18 protein-coding genes are annotated in these 20,643 nt (G+C 70.9%); 11 read left to right on the plus strand and 7 right to left on the minus strand.

The features are described 5' to 3' along the window. Window positions 1-12 precede the first annotated feature (12 nt). A complete protein-coding gene (locus tag ACWEPL_RS21230; RefSeq protein WP_452437199.1) occupies window positions 13-930 on the minus strand; it encodes a hypothetical protein in 918 nt (305 codons plus the stop codon). Window positions 931-1,123: 193 nt separating this feature from the next. On the opposite strand from ACWEPL_RS21230, the gene ACWEPL_RS21235 reads away from it, so the two are divergent. The 3 genes from ACWEPL_RS21235 to ACWEPL_RS21245 are packed head-to-tail and all read left to right on the plus strand — an operon-like array spanning window position 1,124 to window position 5,351. Next, the gene (locus ACWEPL_RS21235) at window positions 1,124-3,136 is read left to right on the plus strand and encodes an adenylate/guanylate cyclase domain-containing protein (protein WP_452437200.1); all 2,013 of its coding nucleotides are present in this window, start codon (window positions 1,124-1,126) and stop codon (window positions 3,134-3,136) included. Window positions 3,137-3,169: 33 nt separating this feature from the next. Further along, complete coding sequence (locus ACWEPL_RS21240) at window positions 3,170-3,832, plus strand: Crp/Fnr family transcriptional regulator (RefSeq protein WP_363983987.1); 663 nt, start codon at window positions 3,170-3,172, stop codon at window positions 3,830-3,832. Between the two features lie 49 nt (window positions 3,833-3,881). Then, on the plus strand, window positions 3,882-5,351 hold the full coding sequence (locus tag ACWEPL_RS21245; protein WP_355207748.1) for an MFS transporter: 1,470 nt from the start codon (window positions 3,882-3,884) through the stop codon (window positions 5,349-5,351). Here ACWEPL_RS21245 and ACWEPL_RS21250 read toward each other — a convergent pair. Continuing rightward, the gene (locus tag ACWEPL_RS21250; protein WP_363983983.1) at window positions 5,312-6,058 is read right to left on the minus strand and encodes a methylenetetrahydrofolate reductase; all 747 of its coding nucleotides are present in this window, start codon (window positions 6,056-6,058) and stop codon (window positions 5,312-5,314) included. The genes ACWEPL_RS21245 and ACWEPL_RS21250 overlap by 40 nt on opposite strands. A gap of 10 nt (window positions 6,059-6,068) precedes the next feature. Continuing rightward, the gene (locus ACWEPL_RS21255) at window positions 6,069-6,707 is read right to left on the minus strand and encodes a TetR/AcrR family transcriptional regulator (protein ID WP_350737639.1); all 639 of its coding nucleotides are present in this window, start codon (window positions 6,705-6,707) and stop codon (window positions 6,069-6,071) included. 67 nt (window positions 6,708-6,774) lie between these two features. Between ACWEPL_RS21255 and ACWEPL_RS21260 the strand changes: the two genes are divergently transcribed. Further along, window positions 6,775-8,193, plus strand: a complete 1,419-nt coding sequence (locus tag ACWEPL_RS21260) for a DHA2 family efflux MFS transporter permease subunit (protein WP_452437201.1) — start codon at window positions 6,775-6,777, stop codon at window positions 8,191-8,193. Here ACWEPL_RS21260 and ACWEPL_RS21265 read toward each other — a convergent pair. Then, window positions 8,160-10,034 carry an ABC transporter ATP-binding protein gene (locus ACWEPL_RS21265; protein WP_363983979.1) on the minus strand — a complete coding sequence of 625 codons (1,875 nt, stop codon included), beginning with the start codon at window positions 10,032-10,034 and terminating at the stop codon, window positions 8,160-8,162. The two genes, ACWEPL_RS21260 and ACWEPL_RS21265, sit on opposite strands and share 34 nt — an antisense overlap. A 35-nt stretch (window positions 10,035-10,069) precedes the next feature. Continuing rightward, window positions 10,070-12,133 carry a PhoX family protein gene (locus tag ACWEPL_RS21270; protein WP_363983977.1) on the minus strand — a complete coding sequence of 688 codons (2,064 nt, stop codon included), beginning with the start codon at window positions 12,131-12,133 and terminating at the stop codon, window positions 10,070-10,072. 114 nt (window positions 12,134-12,247) lie between these two features. Here ACWEPL_RS21270 and ACWEPL_RS21275 point away from each other — a divergent pair, with 114 nt between their 5' ends. Next, the gene (locus tag ACWEPL_RS21275; RefSeq protein WP_350737399.1) at window positions 12,248-12,694 is read left to right on the plus strand and encodes a sterol carrier family protein; all 447 of its coding nucleotides are present in this window, start codon (window positions 12,248-12,250) and stop codon (window positions 12,692-12,694) included. On the opposite strand, the gene ACWEPL_RS21280 is transcribed toward ACWEPL_RS21275, so the two are convergent. Next, the gene (locus ACWEPL_RS21280; RefSeq protein WP_452437202.1) at window positions 12,691-13,626 is read right to left on the minus strand and encodes a DUF4190 domain-containing protein; all 936 of its coding nucleotides are present in this window, start codon (window positions 13,624-13,626) and stop codon (window positions 12,691-12,693) included. The two genes, ACWEPL_RS21275 and ACWEPL_RS21280, sit on opposite strands and share 4 nt — an antisense overlap. A gap of 138 nt (window positions 13,627-13,764) precedes the next feature. On the opposite strand from ACWEPL_RS21280, the gene ACWEPL_RS21285 reads away from it, so the two are divergent. From ACWEPL_RS21285 to purM, 4 genes are all read left to right on the plus strand, one after another. Continuing rightward, window positions 13,765-14,172, plus strand: coding sequence for a MarR family winged helix-turn-helix transcriptional regulator (locus ACWEPL_RS21285; RefSeq protein WP_452437203.1), 408 nt, complete (start codon window positions 13,765-13,767; stop codon window positions 14,170-14,172). Between the two features lie 91 nt (window positions 14,173-14,263). Continuing rightward, window positions 14,264-15,010, plus strand: coding sequence for an SDR family NAD(P)-dependent oxidoreductase (locus ACWEPL_RS21290; protein ID WP_363983973.1), 747 nt, complete (start codon window positions 14,264-14,266; stop codon window positions 15,008-15,010). 51 nt (window positions 15,011-15,061) lie between these two features. Further along, window positions 15,062-16,498, plus strand: a complete 1,437-nt coding sequence (purF, locus tag ACWEPL_RS21295; protein WP_452437205.1) for an amidophosphoribosyltransferase — start codon at window positions 15,062-15,064, stop codon at window positions 16,496-16,498. Then, window positions 16,495-17,520: a phosphoribosylformylglycinamidine cyclo-ligase gene (gene purM, locus ACWEPL_RS21300; protein WP_449908266.1), complete on the plus strand. Its 1,026-nt coding sequence runs from the start codon at window positions 16,495-16,497 to the stop codon at window positions 17,518-17,520. Before purF ends, purM begins: the two co-directional genes overlap by 4 nt. Window positions 17,521-17,527: 7 nt before the next feature. Here the strand turns inward: purM and ACWEPL_RS21305 are convergent, their stop codons facing one another. Beyond that, a complete protein-coding gene (locus ACWEPL_RS21305; RefSeq protein WP_363983968.1) occupies window positions 17,528-18,253 on the minus strand; it encodes a TetR/AcrR family transcriptional regulator C-terminal domain-containing protein in 726 nt (241 codons plus the stop codon). A gap of 106 nt (window positions 18,254-18,359) precedes the next feature. Between ACWEPL_RS21305 and ACWEPL_RS21310 the strand changes: the two genes are divergently transcribed. Beyond that, complete coding sequence (locus ACWEPL_RS21310; RefSeq protein WP_363983966.1) at window positions 18,360-18,953, plus strand: NADPH-dependent FMN reductase; 594 nt, start codon at window positions 18,360-18,362, stop codon at window positions 18,951-18,953. Between the two features lie 6 nt (window positions 18,954-18,959). Further along, the gene (locus ACWEPL_RS21315) at window positions 18,960-20,582 is read left to right on the plus strand and encodes a DHA2 family efflux MFS transporter permease subunit (RefSeq protein WP_452437206.1); all 1,623 of its coding nucleotides are present in this window, start codon (window positions 18,960-18,962) and stop codon (window positions 20,580-20,582) included. Window positions 20,583-20,643 lie beyond the last annotated feature (61 nt).

Below are 20,643 nucleotides of genomic sequence, written 5' to 3' on the forward strand. Positions count from 1 at the left end.
CTTCTTCGCGTGTCAGGCCTTTTTCTGGCCCAGGCAGACGACGTAGACGGTGCCGCTGACGTTGGTGCCGTGGTTGGTGGTGGTGGTCGTCTTCTGGTCGGTGGCGGTGGACGAGTAGGTGTTGTTGCCGTTGTCGTCCTTGGCCACGCTGACCGTCCAGCCGGTGCCGCCGCTGGGCGCGCTGCTCATGACGATGGCGTTCTTGAGGGCCTCGAACGAGAACCCGCCGCCGGTCATCATGCCGCCCTTGTCGCAGGTGGCCGTCGCGGAGCCGGTCGAGTTCAGGGACGCGGTCCTGGTGTAGGAGGTGTAGCTCGCGCCGTCGCCGGAGTCACCCTTCGGGCCCTGCGGCCCCTGGGGACCCTGGGGGCCGCGCGGGCCCTGCTCACCCTGCTCGCCCTGCTTGCCGGGGAGGCCGTCCTTACCGTCCTTGCCGGGGAGGCCGTTCTTGCCGTCCTCGCCGTTCTTGCCGGGCAGGCCTGTCTTGCCGTCCTGGCCATCCTTACCAGGCAGGCCGTCCTTACCGTCCTGACCGTTCTTGCCGGGGAGGCCGTCCTTGCCGTCCGCGCCCTTCGGACCCTGCGGGCCGTCCACGCCCTTGAGGCCCTGCGGGCCCTTCGGGCCCATCTCGCCCTTGGGCCCCTGAGGGCCGGCCGGGCCGGTCTCGCCCTTCGCGCCCTGCGCCCCCTGCTGGCCCTGCTGGATGGTCGTCTGGGAGGGGCCGCCGATCAGGATCCGCTCCTCCGTCTTCCGGCACTTCGTGGCGGGGTTGACGATGCGGGCGTACCGCGTCTTCTTGTGCACGCAGGCGTGCACCTCGCCGGCGGCCGACGATGCGGTGGCGACGCCACCGACGGTGAGGAGCGAGGCGGCCAGCGCCCCCACGGCGGCGAGGGTGAGCGTGCGCCCACCGCGAAACTTGTTAGCCACGGCTGTCCTTCCGAACAAGTGATGCTCATGTTGTCCATGAGATTCACGTTTCAATCGTTCCAAGAGATGGCAGAAACTACATAACGTATCCATCACGAAACGGAGGGTTACTGACCAGATTGACGGGATTTGGAGACAGCGGTGAGTAAAACGACGCATTGGCCGCGTCGATCTCCGGGGGATAATCGGGTCTGTGTCAACCCCCTACCTGCCTCCGGCCACCCAGCCCGTACGCGGCGTGGTCTGGGGGATCCACCTGGTACTGCCGCTGCTGGGGCTCTGGCTTCTGCTGGCCCAGCCCCAGGTCAACATCATGTGGCACCACAACCTCAGCCACTTCTGGATGATCATCACGGTGGCCGGGATCAACGTGGTCCTCGGAGTGATGATCAGCGAGGCGTCGCGGCGCCGCCAGGACGCCCGGCTGTTCCTCGTGTCCATGGTCTTCCTGAGCAGCGCCGGCTTCTTCTTCATGCACGGCCTGGCCACGCCGGACATCATCCTGCCGATCGGCTCGCTGGGCTTCGACGTGGGCCAGCAGGTGGGGCTCTCCGTCGCGGCGGCGTTCGCGTTCGCCTCGGCGCTGCCGCTGGGCGACGCGGCGGCCAGGAAGGTCCTGGACGCCCAGCACTTCATCCGCGGGGTGCTGTTCGGCTTCATGCTCATCTGGGGCGTCACGTCGCTGGTCCCGGGGCTGACGCGGCTCAGCGAGCCGCCGATGGCGTCCCCGGTCGACTGGCTGGCCTGGGCGTCGATCCCCGGCGTCCTGCTGTACGGCGCGGCGAGCGTGATGATGTTCCTGCTGCACCGCAAGCGCCCGTCGGCCATGCTGATCAGCCTGATCACGGCGTACGCGCTGCTGGCCGAGGCCATGGTCGCCGGGATGTCGCAGCTCAACTGGCATCTGTCCTGGTGGGAGTGGCACCTGCTGCTCACGCTGGCCTTCGTCTTCGTGGCCTACAGCGCCTACCTGCAGTTCAGGCGGGAGGGGTCGAGCGCGGGCCTGTTCGACTCGGTGACGCTGGCGGCGACCGTGCGGCGCATCCAGCAGGACTACGACAAGGCCCTTGAGGAGCTGGTCGAGCACGTACGGCGGGGCGAGCCGCTGGCCGCGGCCCGGCTGTCGGGCAAGTTCCGGCTGAACGAGAGCCAGGTCGCGGTGCTCGACCGGGCGGGCGAGGCGCTGGCCAACGAGCGCGAGCTGTCCGGGCGGCTGTCCGCCATGGTGGCCGTGAGCGCCCAGACCCGGGTGGGCCTGCCCGAGGACCAGCTCCTGGCCACGGCCCTGGACCGGGTGCGGCAGGCGTACGGCGACGTGAAGATCGGCCTGGTCGCGGAGGGCAAGACGGAGATCGGCTCGCGCGAGTACGAGTTCGCCGACAACGAGCCCATCAGGCGTGACAACCTGCTGGCCTTCCCCCTGACGGTCAAGGGCCACCTGGCGGGCGTGCTGGAGGTGCCCATCGGGCGCACCCAGCAGGACGAGGCGCTGGCCGCCACGCTGGCCGGGCAGCTGTCGATCTCGCTGGAGAACGCCCGCCTCTACCAGGAGCTCGACACGCTCTTCCGGCAGTACATGTCGCCCGACGTGGCCAACGCCCTGCTGGCCGACCCGGCGCAGGCCGCGCTGGGCGGCGAGCTGAAGGAGCTGACCGCGCTCTTCGCCGACCTCAAGGGCTTCACGACGTTCTCCGAGAAGGTCACGCCGGGCGAGATCGTCGAGATGCTCAACCGCTACCACACGGCCGCCGTCCCCTGCATCCTCAACAACGGCGGCACGATCGTGCAGTTCGTCGGCGACGCGCTGCTGGCCCTGTTCAACGCTCCCGCAGCCCAGGCGGGCCACGCGCGGGCCGCCTGCAAGGCCGCGCTGGAGATGCAGCGGGCCGCCGCCGAGGTGGCCGAGGAGATGGCGTGGAAGCGGGTGGACGACGTCCCGTGGCCGACGTTCAGGGTGGGCGTCAACACCGGTCCCGCGCTGGTCGGCAACATCGGCAGCCCGGAGCTGCGCGGCTTCAACGCGATGGGCGACTGCGTGAATGTGGCCGCCAGGCTCGAGGGCATCGCCGAGCCGGGCACGGTCGTCATCGGCGAGACGACGCTCCGGCAACTGGGACGTGGCGCGTCGGTGAACCCTCTGGGCCCGCTCAACCTCAAGGGCAAGGAAGAGCTCGTCAATGCGTATGTTCTGACTGATTTGCAATAGAAGGGTGACTCCCGTACCGCCATAATCGGGCGCATGGAGCCAGAGTCCGGCGAGTTTCTGTCCATGCTCACCGAGGAGGAGGTCGCGGCCCTGCGCGCGGCCGGTCGCCCGCGACGCTGGGATCGCGGCACGACCGTGATCAACGAGGGCGACACGTCCGACTGGGTTCTCGTGCTGACGGAGGGCCGGGTCAAGTGCTCGTCGCACACGAGCGCCGGCACCGAGGTGGTGCTGGCCGTGCGCGGTCCCGGCGCGCTGCTCGGGGAGATGTCGGCCATCGACGGATCGCCCCGCTCGGCCACGGTGACCGCGCTGGAGCCGATCGCGGGCATCGTGGTGCGGGACTTCTCGTCGTTCCTGGAGTCCCACGGGCGCATCGCCGTGCTGCTCATGCAGCTCGTCACCGGCAGGCTGCGGGACGCGGACAGGAAGCGCATCGAGTACGGCGCGTTCGACACCACGGGCCGGGTCGCCACGCGCCTGCTGGAGCTCGCCGACCGCTACGGCGAGAAGACCAACAGCGGGGTACGCGTGGCGCTGCCCCTGTCGCAGGACGAGCTGGCCGGCTGGACGGGCGCCTCCCGCGAGGCGGTCAGCAAGGCGCTGCGCACGCTGCGCGACCGGGGGCTCATCGAGACCGGGCGGCGGCGCGTGGTCATCCACGACCTCGACGGCCTGCGCAAGAGGGCCCGCTAGATCCCGCCCGCCAGATCCGGTACGTACGCCGTACGTCATAGTGGAGGGCATGGTCGCGGTCATTCCTCACGACGCCAGCCGCTTACGCTACGCCTGGCAGGTCTGCGCGGTCACCAGCCTGGGGCTGGTCCTCATCGGCATCGCCGGCAGCACGCTCAACGTCGCCCTCCCGACGGTCGTGCGGCACTTCCACGCCAACGCCCTGGAGTCGGGGTGGATCCTCCTGGCGTTCCTGCTGGTGAACACCGCGAGCCTGGTCTTCTTCGGCCGGGTGGCGGACCTGCTGGGCAGGCGGGAGGTCTACCTGACGGGGTTCGCTATCTTCACGGTGGCCTCGCTGCTGGCCGGGCTGTCGCCGAGCGTGTGGTTCCTGATCGCGATGCGCGTGCTGCAGGCGATCGGGGCGGCGATGATCCTGGCGAACGGCACGGTGATCATCACGGACGCGTTCCCGCCGGACCGGCTGAGCCAGGGCATGGGCGTCTACATCGGCACGCTGTCGGTGGCGCAGCTGGCCGGGCCCACGCTGGGCGGGCTGATCGCGGAGACCGCGGGCTGGCAGTGGATCTTCTGGGTGAACGTGCCCGCCGGGCTGGCCGCGCTGACCGTGGGGGCGGTGATCCTGCGCAGGATGCCCAGGCGGCCGAAGGAGCCCGTGGACGCGCTGGGCAACGTGCTGGTGTTCGCGGCGCTGACGGCGGTGCTGCTGGCGCTGTCGGAGACGGGCTCGGCCGGGCTGACCAGCCCCGTGGTGCTGACGGGCGCGGCGGTCTTCCTGGTGCTGCTGCCGCTGATCGCGTTGGCCGAGCGGCGCTCCTCGAACCCGGTGCTGGACCTGCGGCTCTTCGGCGGGCGGCTGCTGGCCTATGCGAATCTGGCCTCGTTCTGCAACGCCCTGGCCCGCTCGGCGCTGATCCTGGTGGTGGCGCTGTACTTCCAGGCGGCCAGGGGGGTGGACGCGTTCACGGCGGGGCTGAGCGTGCTGCCGGTGCCCGTCGGGATCGGGCTGGCCTCGCCGATCGTGGGCCTGCTGGGACGGCGGGTGTCGCCGTACGCGCTGTCCATCGGCGGGGCGGTGCTCAGCGCTCTCGGGCTCGGGACGCTGATGCTGACCGCCGATCCCGCCACGCCGTACTGGGTGATCGGGATCGGCCTGTTCGTGGCCGGCTGCGGCAGCGGAACGTTCCTGACCGGCAACACCACCCAGGTCATGCGGGCGCTGCCGACCGGCAGCCTGGGCGTGGTCAACGGGTTCCGCGTCATGATCATGAACGTCGGCATCGTGATCAGCGTCGGCCTGTCGCTCAGCGTCCTGACCGCCTCCGTGGGGCCCGGGCTGCGGGCCCAGGTGTACGCGGGCACCCTGTCCAGGCTGTCGCCGGTGGCGGTGGGACAGCTCATGGACGGCTTCCAGCGCGCGTACGCCGCGCTCTTCGCCGTGGCCCTCACGGGTGCGCTGCTCGCGGCCCTGGCGCGTCCTCAGAGGGCGGTGGCGAGCCTGGACTCCACGTCGCGGTAGCGGGAGACCGGGATGAGGTGGACGCCGTCGAAGGCGCCCGAGTCGCGCAGGGCGAGCACCTGCTCGCAGGCCGCCTCCACGCCGGCCATGCGGTCCGCGGCCACCTTCGCGATCAGGTCCTCCGGCAGGTGGATGTCGGGGATGGCGGCGGCCAGCATCCTGGCGTGGCGCTCGCTGGCCAGGACCATGACGCCCGCGTAGACCGGCACGTCCACCGGGTGGGTCTCGCGCCAGCGCAGCTGCGCCTCCAGCGAGAAGCCGACCTGAAGGAACAGGAAGTCGGCCGCGCGCTTCCACGCGGGCAGCGAGCGCATCGAGGCCGCCGCGCCCAGCCGCATGCCCGGCGAGAACTCCCGGGCCTCCTCGATCATCGAGCGCACGGTGAGGTCGCTGGTCCGGTTGCCGCTCGTGGGCTTGTCGCCGTAGACGAACAGGAACTGGTCCACCCCGTAGGCCGCCGCCGTGAGCAGGTCGCGGCGGAAGCCCAGCAGGTTGCGGTCGCGCGAGTTGAGGCAGGCGATGCCGCGCCCGCCCATGGCCTCGACCTCGTGCGCCACCGCCACGCTCGACACCGTCGCGCGCCCGATGTGGTTGTCGGGGATGAGGAACGAGTGGGCGATCTTGCTCATGGTGCCGATCTGGTGCCTGACGTGCTTCAGATCGGGCTTGGTGGGAGGTTCGATCTCGCAGATCAGCTCAAAGGGCATGATCGAGACTCTAACCTTTGGGCGCGAGCGCCTCTATGCCGCTGAGCACCAGATCGACGCCGAACGTGTCGTACAACCCCGGCTCCGTCCCCCTGACCAGCGGTGAGGCCATCTCGACCAGGTGCGGGTACGTCTCCTCGGGCAGCGACCGCAGGCCTGCCAGCTTGGTCCTGAGCGCATCCGGGTTGACGGTCTTGACGTGCACGGGGGCGTCGGCGATGGCGATGGCGCTCTGCAGCAGATATTTGCTGATCAGGCAGCTCTCGTCGACGCCGAACCCGGCGCTGCGGGCCAGGCCGAGCGCCTGGTCCCAGACGGCCAGGAAGTTCGGCACCTCGACGGGGTCGATCTGCTCGATCACGCTCTTGGCGCAGGGATGCGCGCGCAGCGTCCTGATCAGCCCCTCGATCAGGTCGCGGAACTGCTCCTGCCACGGGCGTTCGTCGGCCTGCTTGGGCGCGAAGCCGCCGATCAGGTGGTCGGCCATGCCGACGAGCAGCTGGTCCTTGTTCTTGTAGTGCCAGTAGAGAGCCATCGGGGTCACGCCCAGGTCCGTGGCCAGGCGCCGGATCGTCACGGTGTCGAGCCCTTCGGCGTCACCGATCTCCAGCGCCCGCTCCGCGATCGCCTGGGCGGTCAGTTTTCCCATCACGGTTGACAACTATACGCCGTACAAGTTCAACTATACGACGTACAAGTACGGCGTATAGGAGGAGATGTCCGTGCGGTGGTGGGCGTTGGTCGCGGTGACCTTGGGCACATTCATGACTTACTTGGACAACAACGTCGGCAATGTCGCGTTGCCGACGATCCAGCGGGAGCTCGGGCTGACGATCTCGGGTCTCGAATGGATCGTGAGCTCGTACATCCTGGTCTTCGCCGGGCTGATGCTGGTCGGCGGCCGGCTGGCGGACGTGTTCGGGGCCCGCAGGGTGTTCCTCGGCGGGCTGGCCGTCTTCACGCTGGCCTCGCTGGCGGCCGGGCTGGCCACGTCCGGCGCGGCGCTGATCGCCGCGCGGGCCGTGCAGGGGGTGGGGGCGGCGCTGCTCACACCCACCGCGCTCACGCTGATCAGCCAGATCTTCCCCGACCCCGGCGAGCGCGGCAGGGCCGTGGGCATCTGGAGCGCCGCGGGGGCGCTCTCCATGGCGCTCGGGCCGATCACGGGCGGCTTCATCAGCCAGAACCTGCACTGGGGCTGGATCTACCTGATCAACGTGCCGATCGGCGTGGTGACGTTCGGCCTGGGGATGTGGGCGGTCAGGCCCGCGTTCACCCGCGTGCGGCACCGGATCGACCTGCCCGGGCTGGCCACCTCCGCCCTCGCCTTGTTCGCCCTGACATATGCGCTCATCGAGGGTGAGAGCGTGGGGTGGACCTCGCCGGAGATCCTGGCCGCGTTCGGCGTGTTCGCGGCGGCGGCCGTGGCGTTCGTGCTGGTCGAGGCGCGGGCCTCCGAGCCGATGATCGCGATCTCGCTCTTCAGGTCCAGGGTGTTCAGCGGCGGGCTGCTCACCAGCGGCATCTGGTCGTTCGGCGTGTTCGGGATCTACTTCTTCAGCGCCCTGTGGCTGCAGAACGTGCTCGGCTTCTCCCCCACCCAGGCGGGCGCGTCGTTCGTGCCGATGGCCCTGGTCATGGCCGTGATCGCGATCCTGTCGCAGCGGATCAGCGCGCGTATCGGCATCGGTCCCACGGTGGCGCTGGGGATGGCGCTCATGGGCACGGCGATCTACCTGCTCTCCGGCGTGGGCGCCGACGCCGACTACGCCGACGTGGCCCCCTGGTTCCTGCTGTACGGGCTGGGCGGCGGCATGCTCGTGCCCCTGACGGCGGCGATCCTCGGCGGCATGCCCCAGGGCAGGTCGGGCGTGGCCTCGGGCGTCCTGAACGTGTCACGCGAGGTGTTCGGGCTGCTCGGCATCACCGTGCTGGGGGCGATCCTGAGCGCCAGGCAGAGCGGCAGCGACCGGGCTCCGCTGCTCGCCTTCCTGGACGCGTACCAGTTCACGCTGGTCATCGCGGCCGTCGTGGTGCTGGCGGCGATCCCGGTCGCCCTCTACTCGCTGCGGGACCGCCGCGAGACCCGGCGCGACGAGCCTCAGACCATGGCGACCGTCGGCTCGTCGAACTGAGTGCGGTAGAGCTCCTCGTAGCGGCCCCCGGCGGCGAGCAGGTCGGCGTGCGTGCCCCGCTCGACCACGAGCCCGTCCTCGATCACGAGGATGAGGTCGGCGGCGCGGATCGTGGAGAGCCGGTGGGCGATCACCACGGCGGTCCTGCCTTCGAGCGCCTCCCCGAGCGCCGCCTGCACGGCCGCCTCGGAGGTGGAGTCGAGCGCCGCCGTGGCCTCGTCCAGGATGACCACCCGGGGCCTGGCCAGCAGCAGCCGGGCGATCGTCAGCCGCTGGCGCTCGCCGCCCGACAGGCGGTAGCCGCGCTCCCCCACGACCGTGTCGAGCCCGTCGGGCAGCGACTCGATCAGGGTGGCCAGCCTGGCCCTGGTGAGGGCGTCCCAGATGTCGTCCTCGCTCGCCTCGGGCCTGGCCAGCAGCAGGTTCGCCCTGATCGTGTCGTGGAAGAGGTGGCCGTCCTGGGTGACCATGCCGAGCGTGTCGCGGAGCGAGTCGGCGGTCAGGTCGCGCACATCCACGCCGCCGAGCCGTACGGCGCCGGAGTCGACGTCGTACAGCCTGGGCAGGAGCTGGGCGATCGTGGACTTGCCCGCGCCGGACGAGCCGACCAGCGCCACCATCTGGCCCGGCTCGGCCCGGAACGAGACGCCGTGCAGCACCTCGACGCCGCCGCGCGAGTCGAGCGTGGCGACCTCCTCCAGCGAGGCGAGCGAGACCTTGTCGGCCGAGGGGTAGGCGAAGCGGACGTCGTCGAACTCGACGGAGACCGGGCCCTCCGGGACCTCGCGGGCGTCGGGCTTCTCCTTGATGAGCGGTTCGAGGTCGAGCACCTCGAAGACGCGCTCGAAGCTGACGACCGCGCTCATGACGTCCACGCGGGCGCTGGCGAGCGCGGTCAGGGGCGCGTACAGGCGGGTGAGCAGCATGGCCATCGACACGAGCGCGCCGGGCGCGAGCTGGTCGCGCAGGGCGTAGAAGCCGCCGAGGCCGTACACGAGCGCCAGGGCCAGGGCCGAGACCAGCGTCAGCGCGGTGACGAAGGCCGACTGGGTCATGGCGGAGCGCACGCCGATGTCGCGCACCCGCCTGGCTCGGTGGGCGAACTCGGCCGATTCGTGCGCGGGCCGGCCGAACAACTTGACCAGCGTCGCGCCGGGCGCCGAGAAGCGCTCGGTCATCTGCGTGCCCATGGCCGCGTTGTGGTCGGCCGCCTCGCGCCGCAGCCTGGCGATCCGGGAGCCCATCCGCCGGGCGGGCAGCACGAAGACCGGGAGCAGCAGGAGCGCGAGCAGCGTGATCTGCCAGGAGATGCCGATCATGGCGATGAGCGTCAGCACGAGCGTCACGACGTTGCCCGCCACGCCGGACAGGGTGTCGGTGAACGCCCGCTGCGCCCCGATCACGTCGTTGTTCAGGCGGCTGACCAGCGCGCCGGTGCGCGTCCTCATGAAGAACGCGACGGGCATCTTCTGCACGTGGTCGAAGACGGCCGTGCGCAGGTCGAGGATCAGGTCCTCGCCCAGGCCCGCCGACAACCACCGGTTGAGCAGCCCGAGCCCCGCCTCCGCGAGGGCCAGGCCCGCGATCGCGAGCGCCACCACCACGACCACGTCGAGCGGCTCGCTGTTGAAGATGGCGTCCACCACCCGGCCCGCGAGCAGCGGGGACCCCACCGCCAAGCCCGCCATCACCACGCTGAGCACCAGGAACAGCGTCAACTTCCGCCGGTGCGGGCGCGCGAACCCGCCGATACGCCGGAGCGTCGCCCTGGAGACAGGGCGACGCTCCTTCTGGTTGTTCATCGAATACAGCTGGTGCCAGGCGGTCATCTCCATGCTCATGGCATGGAACGGTATTGCCTCAAGTTAACTTGAGGTCAAGCGCCGATCTTCTTGCCCTGGCCGTGCCAGACCACCGCGACCGACGGACGGGGCTGGTCGCCGTCGGGCCAGTGGCTGCTGGGGTTGTCGGGGTTCGCGCCGTCGGTCTCGCCGGGGTGCTGCACCGCGACGAAGACGCTGCGCTGGTCGGCGGTCACCAGCGGGCCGCAGGTCTCCGCGCCGAACGGGACGGTGAGGAACTGGCGCAGGTGGCCGCGCTCCTTGCCGCGCACGGGCATCACGAACATGCCGTCGTTGCTGCCGAGCTGGTTGCCGTCCGTGGAGATCCACAGGTTGCCGTCACGGTCGAACGCCACGTTGTCCGGGCACGAGATCGGCGAGACCTTGGTCTTGTCGTAGCCGGCGAAGTAGGTGTTGGGGTCGTTCGGGTCGCCGCAGACCAGCGGGAGCGACCACGCGAACGTCTTCTCGCCCGCGTCGTCGCGCCGCTCGACGATCTCCAGGACGTGGCCGTGCTTGTTCGAGGGGCGCGGGTTGGCCTCGTCCACCTGGGCCGCGGTGCGGTTGGTGTTGTTGGTGAGCGCCACGTACACGGCGCCGGTGACCGGGTTGCGCTCCATGTCCTCCGGGCGGTCCATCTTGGTCGCGCCCACCTTGTCGGCGGCCAGGCGGGTGTAGACCAGGACCTCGACGGCGGTCATGCCGTCCACGTACGACTTGTCGCCCGAGACCAGCGGGATCCACTCGCCCGAGCCGTCGAACTCGCCGTCGGAGGGCAGCTTGCCGCTCCCGTCGATCTCGGAGGCGGGGCTGTCGCCGGTGAACTTGGCCACGTACAGGGTGCCCTCGTCCAGCAGCGTCCGGTTGTGCCGGTCGAAGCCGGGGATGTAGCGGTTCTTGGAGACGAACTTGTAGATGTACTCGGAGCGCGAGTCGTCGCCCATGTACACGACCAGGCGGCCGTCGCGGGCCAGCGTGGTGTTGGCGGCCTCGTGCTTGAAGCGCCCGAGCGCGGTCCGCTTGATCGGCGTGGAGTCGGGGTCGAACGGGTCGATCTCCACGATCCAGCCGAACCGGTTGGCCTCCTGCGGGTGCTTGGCCAGGTCGAAGCGCTCCTCCACCCGGTCGAACCGGCGGTTGCCCGACGGGGTGCCGGTGGTGATGGTGTAGCGGGTGATGTACGGCTTCTGCGCCTCGGGCACCTTGTCGCCGTTGACGAAGTACTGGTCGAAGTTCTCCTCGGCGGTCAGCACGGTGCCCCAGGGGGTGGTGCCGCCCGAGCAGTTGTTCAGCATGCCGACGGGGGTGCGGCCCGCGGGATCGGCGGCCGTCTTGAGCAGGTCGCTGCCGGCCGCGGGGCCGGAGAACTTCATCTTGGTCTGGGCGGTGATGCGACGGTTGTAGCGGCGGCGGCCCTTGGTGACCAGCTTCCACTCGCCCGCGCCGGCCCGCTCGACCTCCACGACCGAGCCGCCGTGCGCGGCCAGCGCGATCTTGATCTGCTCCTCGGTCGCGGCGGCGCCGCCGGTGTAACCGCGGAACATCAGGGCCTCGTTGGTGTACTCGTGGTTCACCCACAGCAGGGCGCGGTCGCGGCCCATCGGCAGGAGCGTGACGTAGTCGCAGTTGTAGCCGAACTGCTTGGCCTGCGCGTCGGCGCTCTGGTTGTCGAAGTCGAAAGCGGGGGCGTCGGGCAGCACGGGGTCGCCCCAGCGCACGACCACGGACGAGCGGTAGCCATCGGGGATGGTCAGCTTGTCGTCCTTGTTCGGCGCGACCGGGGTGAACCGGAGGTCGCCGGAATTCCCGCCCCGGGCGAGCTCAGCGGCCTGCGCCTCGGGGTCGTCGGCCATGGCCGGCACGGCCCCCGCGATCCCCGCGCCCGCCACGAGGGCGCCGAGCGCGCCGGCGCGCAGCACGCCGCGGCGCGACAGCGCCTCCTTGACCACATCGCCGAAATAAGCGTTGCCACTGGTGTTCGCCACGTCATGCGCGCACGCGTTCCCGCAGCGGAACTGACACGTCATCGCGGAGCGACCGCCCTTGTGCGGGGTGGAAATCAGCGGCAGCAGCCGCCCGCCCGCGTTCCGGTTCGCCACAGATCCTCCATATTTGTGCGCGGTTGTACGGCGGGGAGGCTACGGCTGCTGTCAAAACCGGAGGTGAACGATGACCTCCGTCTCGATGAACGCTGCCAGGGAGACAATGGTGAGGTGCCACCACGCAAACTGGATCAAGAGAAGCTGAGAGCGGCGCTCGACGCCCAGCTCGTCGCCCTCGACGAGCCCGCCTACGACGGTCCCGCGTCGTCGTTGCCCGACGCGCTCGTGGCCGCCGTGCTGGCCGCCTACGACCGGGGGCTCGAGCCCGAGCGCGCCGCGGCCAGGCAGGCGGTGCGCTACCTGCTCGACCGGCTGGCGACCGCCGCGCCCGGCAGGACCGTGGAGGTACGCGTGCCGCCGTACGCCGCCGTCCAGGCCGTCGAGGGCCCCCGCCACACCCGGGGCACGCCGCCGAACGTGGTCGAGATGGACGGCCGCACCTGGATGGAGCTGGCCCTGGGCCGACTCACCTGGGCGGAGGCGATGGCGAAGAACCTGGTGTCCGCCAGCGGGTCGCGGGCGGACCTGTCAGAGCATCTGCCGCTCCAGCCTTCCTAGCCGCGGGTGCCGCCCATCCAGGGAAACTTGTCCTGGACGCACTTGTCCACGAGCGGGCTGGGCAGGTGCGCGCACTCCTGCACCACGTGCCAGAACCAGATCGCCACGATCGCGAAGAGCACCAGCGAGAGCCCGCTGATCACGATGCCGGCGATCGCGCGGCCCTTGCCGGCGCGCTTGGCGAGCGCCACGCAGCCGAAGACGATCGACAGGATGGCGGTGATCAGGCCCGTGAAGCAGACGAAGACCAGAAAGGGGCTGGCCACGCCCAGCACCAGCGACGCCGTGGCCAGGCCGCTGCCGGGCTGGGCCTGCTGGTAGGGGACGCCGTAGGGCGGCGGACCGTAGCCGGGCGGGCCGCCGTACGGGCTGGACGGCGTCGTGCCGGGGACGGTCGGCTCCTGTCCCGGTGGCGGGGCGGCATACCCGCCCGGGGTGCCGCCGCCGGGCGGCCCCTGGTCCGGCGGCGGGGGCGGGTAGGGCCGCTGGTCATCCTGTTCGTAGCGGGACGGCGCCGGCCTGGCCGGCGGCTCCCCCTGGGCGGCCCCCCAGCCCGGGTAGGTCGGGGTGGCCCCGGGGATCTGGTACGCCTGGGTCGCCTCGGCGTCCCCCTCCGCCGGCGGCAGGACCTGGGTCGCCTCGGCGTCGCCTCCCGTGGGCGGCGGGGTCTCGGGTGAGGTGGGCAGGTCGGGATGGGTCGGCTCACCACCCGGCCTGGGCTCGTGCGTGGGCGGCACGTCGGGCGGGGGCACCACGGGCGGCACGGGAGCGATCGGCTCCTCGCCCTCCTGAGCGGGCTCCCGCCGCTCCTCCTCCGGCTCGCCGTCGCGCCACCACTCAGGCGCGTGCCGGCCGGGCTCTTCCTCTTCCGGACGGCCTTCGCGCGGGCCCTGGCCCGGGCGGGGCTCGTTCGGGTCCTCAGGTGTGGTCATACGTCTCCCCGACGGCTCAATTGCCGGACACTTCACCCTTTCGCGGAGGGGGTCGGCTAAACCACGCGACACGGTAAAAGGCTTCCGATACTTGGGTCACCATGCGCCAAAACCGCAGGCGGCGGGCAAGATGGGTGCATGCTGGAGGAGACCCTGACGTACGCGCTGATCAAGGTCATGAAGGCGCACCGCAACCAGTTGGCCGCCGAGCTGGGCCCGCTCGGGCTGCACGCCGGGCAGGAGTTGCTGCTCAACCAACTGTGGCGGCAGGACGGCCTCTGCCAGGGCGAGCTCATCACCAGGCTCGGCGTCGAGCCGCCCACTGTCACGAAGACCCTCCAGCGTCTGGAGCGCGCCGGGCTCGTCCGCCGCGCGCCCGACCCCGGCCGGGCGCGGGTGACCCGCGTCTACCTCACGGACGCGGGCAAGGCGCTGCAGCAGCCGGTGGAAGCCATCTGGAACCGGCTGGACGAGGAGCTGCTGTGCGGCTTCGACGCCGAGGAGCGCACCCTGCTGGCCCGGCTCGTACGCGCCATCACCCATTAGTCGTTTCGCTCCCGGCGAAATCCCCTTGCCACCAGGGCGGCTTCTCCAGTTAGCTGGCTAATTAGTCGGCTAACTTGAAGGGATCGTCTCCATGCACGTACTGATCACAGGTGGCTCGTCGGGCATCGGCGCCGCCACCGCGCTCGCGTACGCCAAGGCCGGGGCGCGCGTCACGATCACCTACAACACGGGCGCGGACCGGGCGGCCGGGGTCGTCAAGCGGATCGAGGAGGAGGGCGGCCAGGCCGCGGCCGTACACCTGGACCTGGAGGACCACGCGACCATCGCGCCCGCGGTCGCCCAGGCGGGCGAGGTGGACGCCCTCGTCGCCAACGCCGTCCGCTGGGGCACCATCATGCCCAACAGCGTGCCTTTCGAGGGCGTGCCCGCGGCCGAGTGGTCGGCGGTCATGCACGCCAACGTGGTGGCCAACGCCCTGCTCGTGCAGGCCGTGCTGCCGGGGATGCGGCACAGGGGGTTCGGGCGGATCGTGTTCGTCTCGTCGGGCGCGGGCGAGGAGGGGCTGCCGGGGCCGGGCGCGTACGGCACCGCCAAGATGGCCCTGCACGGCATGGCCCGCGCGCTGGCCTGGGACGCCGGCAAGGACGGCATCCTGGTGAACGTGGCCGTCGCCGGGCTCACGTTGACCGAGCGGGAGCGCCCGGTGTCGCAGGAGGCGCTGGACGCCATCGCTGCCCGCACGCCCACCCGCAGGCTGTCCACCGCGGACGACCTGGCCGCGCTGATCCTCTTCCTCGGATCCGCGGCGAACCGAAACCTCACCGGAGAGATCATCCGGGACGGTTCAAATGCGGGCAGATCCAGCCACGTCGCCTGATATCGCCCCCGAGTGTGCGAGCACAGAAGCGGCCGACCTAAACTGAGGCATGTGCTGAAGGGCGACGGCCGGCTCGGCCATGACCTGGACCTCGATGACCGCGCGCCTAAAGACGCCTGTGGCGTCTTCGGCGTCTGGGCTCCAGGCGAGGAAGTTTCCAAACTCACCTACTACGGGCTGTACGCGTTGCAGCACCGCGGGCAGGAGTCCGCGGGCATCGCGGTCAGCGAGGGCAGCCGCATCCTCGTCTACAAGGACATGGGCCTGGTCGCCCAGGTCTTCGACGAGTCGGTGCTCAGCACCCTGCGCGGCCACCTGGCCATCGGCCACTGCCGCTACTCCACCACCGGATCGAGCGTGTGGGAGAACGCGCAGCCCACTCTGAGCTCCACCGACGTCGGCGGCCTCGCGCTCGCCCACAACGGCAACCTGATCAACACCCCGGAGCTGGCCCAGCGCCTGGCTCCGGGCTCCACCCGCGCGACGACCGACACCGAAGTCCTGACCACGCTGCTCGCGCAGGACCGCACGCGTTCCATCGAGGACTCGGCGGCGGAGCTGCTCCCGCAGGTCAAGGGCGCCTACTCGCTGGTGTTCATGGACGAGAAGACGCTCTACGCGGCCCGCGACCCGCAGGGCATCCGCCCGCTGGTCCTGGGCCGGCTGGAGCGCGGCTGGGTGGTGGCCTCCGAGACGGCCGCGCTCGACATCGTGGGCGCCACGTTCGTCCGCGAGATCGAGCCGGGCGAGCTGCTGACCATCGACGAGAGCGGCGTCAGGTCGCGCCGCTTCGCGCTGGCCGAGCCCAAGGGCTGCCTTTTCGAGTACGTCTATCTCGCCCGCCCCGACACCACCATCGCCGGGCGCGGCGTCCAGGTCACCAGGGTCGAGGTGGGCCGCGTGCTGGCCCGCGAGCACCCCGTGGAGGCCGACCTGGTCATCCCCACGCCCGAGTCCGGCACCCCGGCGGCCGTCGGCTACGCCGAGGAGAGCGGGATCCCCTACGGGCAGGGCCTGGTCAAGAACTCCTACGTGGGCCGCACGTTCATCCAGCCCTCGCAGACCATCCGCCAGCTCGGCATCCGGCTGAAGCTCAACCCGCTGCGCGAGGTGGTCGCGGGCAAGCGGCTGGTGGTCGTGGACGACTCGATCGTGCGCGGCAACACCCAGCGGGCCATCGTCAAGATGCTGCGCGAGGCCGGGGCCAAGGAGGTGCACGTACGCATCTCCTCGCCGCCCGTGGCCTGGCCGTGCTTCTACGGCATCGACTTCGCCACCAGGGCCGAGCTGATCGCCGGGTCGCTGTCGGTCGAGGAGATCCGCGCCTCGCTCGGCGCCGACTCGCTCGGCTACATCTCCCTGGAGGGCCTGACCAAGGCCACCACCATCCCCGCCGACCGCCTGTGCAGGGCCTGCTTCGACGGCTCCTACCCGATCCCCATCGACCAGGACAACGTGGGCAAGTTCGTGTTGGAGAGCAAAGCGTGAGCAGTTATGAGGCCGCGGGCGTCGACATCGCGGCGGGCGAGCGTGCCGTCGACCTGATGAAGAGCAAGGTGGCCCGCTCGCGGCGGCCCGAGGTGGTCGACGACGCCAGCGGGTTCGCCGGGCTGTTCGACGCCTCGGCCCTCCTGCGTTACGAGCGGCCGCTGCTCGCCACCTCCACCGACGGCGTGGGCACCAAGGTCATGATCGCCCAGCGGTACGGCAAGCACGACACCATCGGCATCGACCTGGTCGGCATGGTCCTCGACGACCTGGTGGTGTGCGGGGCCGAGCCGCTGTTCATGACCGACTACATCGCCTGCGGGAAGGTGGTGCCCGAGCGCGTCGCCGAGATCGTCGGCGGCGTGGCCGAGGGCTGCCGCCTGGCCGGGGCCGCGCTGGTGGGCGGCGAGACGGCCGAGCACCCCGGGGCCATGGGGCCGGACGAGTACGACCTGGCGGGCGCCGGGACGGGCGTCGTCGAGGCCTCCGCCATGCTGGGGTCCTCCCGGGTCGTGGCGGGTGACGTGGTGCTGGGGCTGGCCTCCTCCGGGATCCACTCCAACGGCTACTCCCTGGTACGCCACGTGCTCCGCGAGGCCTCCCTGTCGCTCGACGCCGTCCTGCCCGAGCTGGGGCGGCCGCTGGGCGAGGAGCTGCTGGAGCCGACCCGGATCTACTCCCTCGACTGCCTGGAGCTGGCCCGGACCGTCGACGTGCACGCCTACGCGCACATCACCGGCGGCGGCATCGAGGGCAACCTGTCACGGTCGCTGCCGGGCCATCTCGACGCCGTGCTGGACCGGGCCTCCTGGACGCCGCCCGCCGTCTTCGGGGTGCTCGCCGGGCACGGGCAGATCGCCCAGAAGGACATGGACCGCACGTTCAACCTCGGGGTCGGGATGGCGGCCATCGTGGCCGCCGACTCGGCGGACGAGGCCGTCAGGGTGCTGGGGGCACGCGGGCTGGACGCCTGGGTGCTCGGGGAAGTGGTGCCGGGCGAGGGCCGCGCCCGCTACCGGTAGCCGTTCCTCAGATCCCCAGCTTGGCGGCGATGCCGTCGAGGACGTACTCGAGGCCGGTCTCGAACCGCCAGAGCACGTCGTCCTTGCGGGTGGCCGTCATCAGATAGCCCTCGAAGGTGGGGTAACGCCCGGTCTGGATGTGCCAGGTCATCTGCGGGGCGAGCTCACTGCGCAGCTCGCCCCCGTCGGCCCAGCCCTGCTGGTCCATGAAGCTCTGCACGGCGATCTCGTACGCCATGGCGCCGTTGGCGTAGGCGTCCACGGCGCGGAACACGCTCATCGTCGTGTCGGGGTCGAGCCCCGATCCGGCCAGGGCCGAGAGGGAGCGCTCGGTGACGGCCATGCGGCGCGGGGTGAGCGCGAGCATGGCCTGCGGGGACAGCTGAGCCAGCCACGGGTGCCGCAGCATCATCTCGCGCGTGCCGTGCCCCAGGGCGCGCATCGTCTCCCGCCAGCCGAGTCCCTCGGGCAGCCGCAGCTCCTCGTAGACGTGGTCGACCATCAGCTCCAGCAGCTCGTCCTTGCCTGACACGTACCGGTAGGGCGCCATGGGCGCGACGCCCAGCTCGGTGGCCAGGCGGCGCATGGTGACCGCGTCCAGACCCTCGGCGTCGGCGATCCCCACCGCGGCCGTGGCGATGCGCTGCGGCGAGAGGGTCTGCCGCGGGGCGGGGGCCGGACGTTCCAGGCGCGCCCAGAGCGGTTCGCGCGGTTTGTCTTTCTCAACGGCCATGTGGCTCCCCTTCCGTGTCCGATACAGCGTATCCGAAGTGGACAACGTACATTCTCGTGTGTACGTTGTATCTCGCTGGATACGACGTACACAAACGGAGTCCCCCATGAACGACAGCCCGCTCAAGGTCGCGGTCATCCTCGGCAGCACCCGCGACGGCCGCCTCGGCACGGTCGTGAGCAACTGGATCGTCGGCCTGCTCGACCAGCGCGGCGACATGGAAGCCGACCTCATCGACCTGGTCGAGACGCCGCTGCCGACCGTCTTCCCGGTCCTCGGCGAGCCCCCGGCCTCCCAGGAGGCCAGAGACCTGCTGGCCGCGGTGTCACCGCGGATGGCGGCGGCCGACGCCTTCGTGATCGTCACGCCGGAGTACAACCACAGCTTCCCGGCCGCGCTGAAGAACGCCATCGACTGGCACGGCCCCGAGTGGCACGCCAAGCCGGTCGCCTTCGTCTCCTACGGCGCCTTCTCCGCCGGTTTGCGCGCGGTCGAACAGCTGCGCCTGGTCCTGGCCGAGCTGCACGCGGTCACCATCCGCGACGGGGTCGGCTTCCAGCGCGTCTGGGAGCAGTTCGACGGCGAGGGCAGGACGGTCGACCCGGCCGTCGAGCCCGCCGCCAAGGTGATGCTGGACCGGCTCGCCTGGTGGGCGCAGGCCCTGCGCGAGGCCAAGGCCGTCCGGCCGTACGCGGCGTGACGCGCCATGACCCGATCCCTCTACGTCGGCGTGTTCGGCCTGCTGCTCGGCATGTTCCTGGCCATGCTGGACGGCCTGATCGTGGGCACCGCGCTGCCCACGATCGCGGGCGACCTCGGCGGCCTGGACCGCCTCCCTTGGGTCGTGACCGCCTACCTGCTCGCCGCCGCGGCCACCACCCCGATCTGGGGCAAGGTCGGCGACCTGTTCGGCCGCAAGGCGACCTTCATCAGCGCGATCGCGCTCTTCCTGGCCGGGTCGGGACTGGCCGGGCTGTCGCAGGACATGGGCCAGCTCATCGCCTTCCGCGCCGTGCAGGGGCTCGGCGCGGGCGGGCTCATGGTCGGGGCGCTGGCCATCATCGGCGTGCTCGTACCGCCGCGTGAGAGCGGCCGGCTGCAGTCGATGATCGGCGTCATCATGCCGATCGCGTACGTCGGCGGGCCGCTCCTCGGCGGCCTGCTCACCGACTACCTGAGCTGGCGCTGGACCTTCTACGTCAACCTGCCCGTCGGCGCCGTGGCGCTGCTGATCATCTCCACCCGGATCCACCTCCCGCCCGCCGAACGCGTCAAGCCCCGCATCGACTACGGCGGCGCGGCCCTGCTCACCACCGCCATCGTGGCCCTGACCCTGCTGGCCGGCTGGGCGGGCACCGCGTACGCCTGGACCTCACCCCAGGTCCTCGGCCTGGGCGCGCTCTCCGCGCTCGCGCTGGCCGGATTCGTCGCCGTCGAACGCCGGGCCGCCGAACCGGTCATCCCGCCCCGGCTGTTCGCCGACCGCGGCTTCACCCTGGCCCAGGTGCTCAGCTTCCTCGTCGGCGCAGCCATGGTCAGCGTGACCAACTACCTGCCCCAGTACATGCAGTTCGTCCAGGGCGCCTCGCCCGCGGCGGCCGGCATGCTGCTGCTGCCGCTGATGTTCGGCATGCTCGCCGCGCAACTGGTCACCGGCCGGCTCATCAGCCGCGACGGCCGCTACCGCCGCTATCCGATCCTCGGCGGCGCGCTCATGACCGCAGGTGCACTGGCCCTGCTCCTGCTCGACGCCTCCACCCCCGCACCGGCCGCCTCGGCGCTCACCCTCGTCATCGGGACGGGGATCGGCCTGGTGATGCAGAGCACCACGCTCATCACGATCAACGGCGCCGACCCGCGCGACATGGGCGCCGCCAGCGGCACCGTCACCCTGCTGCGCACGGTCGGCGGATCCCTGGGCATCGCCGTGCTCGGCACCCTGTACGCGGCCCGGATGCGCACCCACCTGACCGCCCACCTCGGCCCCGGCCAGGCCGGACAACTGGAGCGGAGCGGCGAGCTGACACCCGGCTCGCTGCCCCGCCTGCCCGCCCCCGTGGCCGACGCCGTCCGCGAGGCCGTCACCAGCGGCCTGCACGCCCTCCTCATCGGCGCCGCGGCCCTCGCGGCGATCTCCTTCGCGATCGCCTGGCTCATCCGCGAGATCCCGCTCCGCACCGAAACCCCACCCCGGCCCGACTCCGAACCCGCACCCCAGCCAGACCCCGGACCGACACCCCAGCCAGACCCCGGAGCGACACCCCAGCCGAATCACCAACCCGCGCCCCCGCCAGACTCCGAAGCGGCGCCCTCACCCCGGAAAGGCTGAGTCAAAATTCCCGCGACAGCGGGATCCGAGCCCGGGAAAAGGGAATCGCGCCGATAGCGGG

Source organism: Nonomuraea sp. NPDC004186 (genome assembly GCF_053603495.1).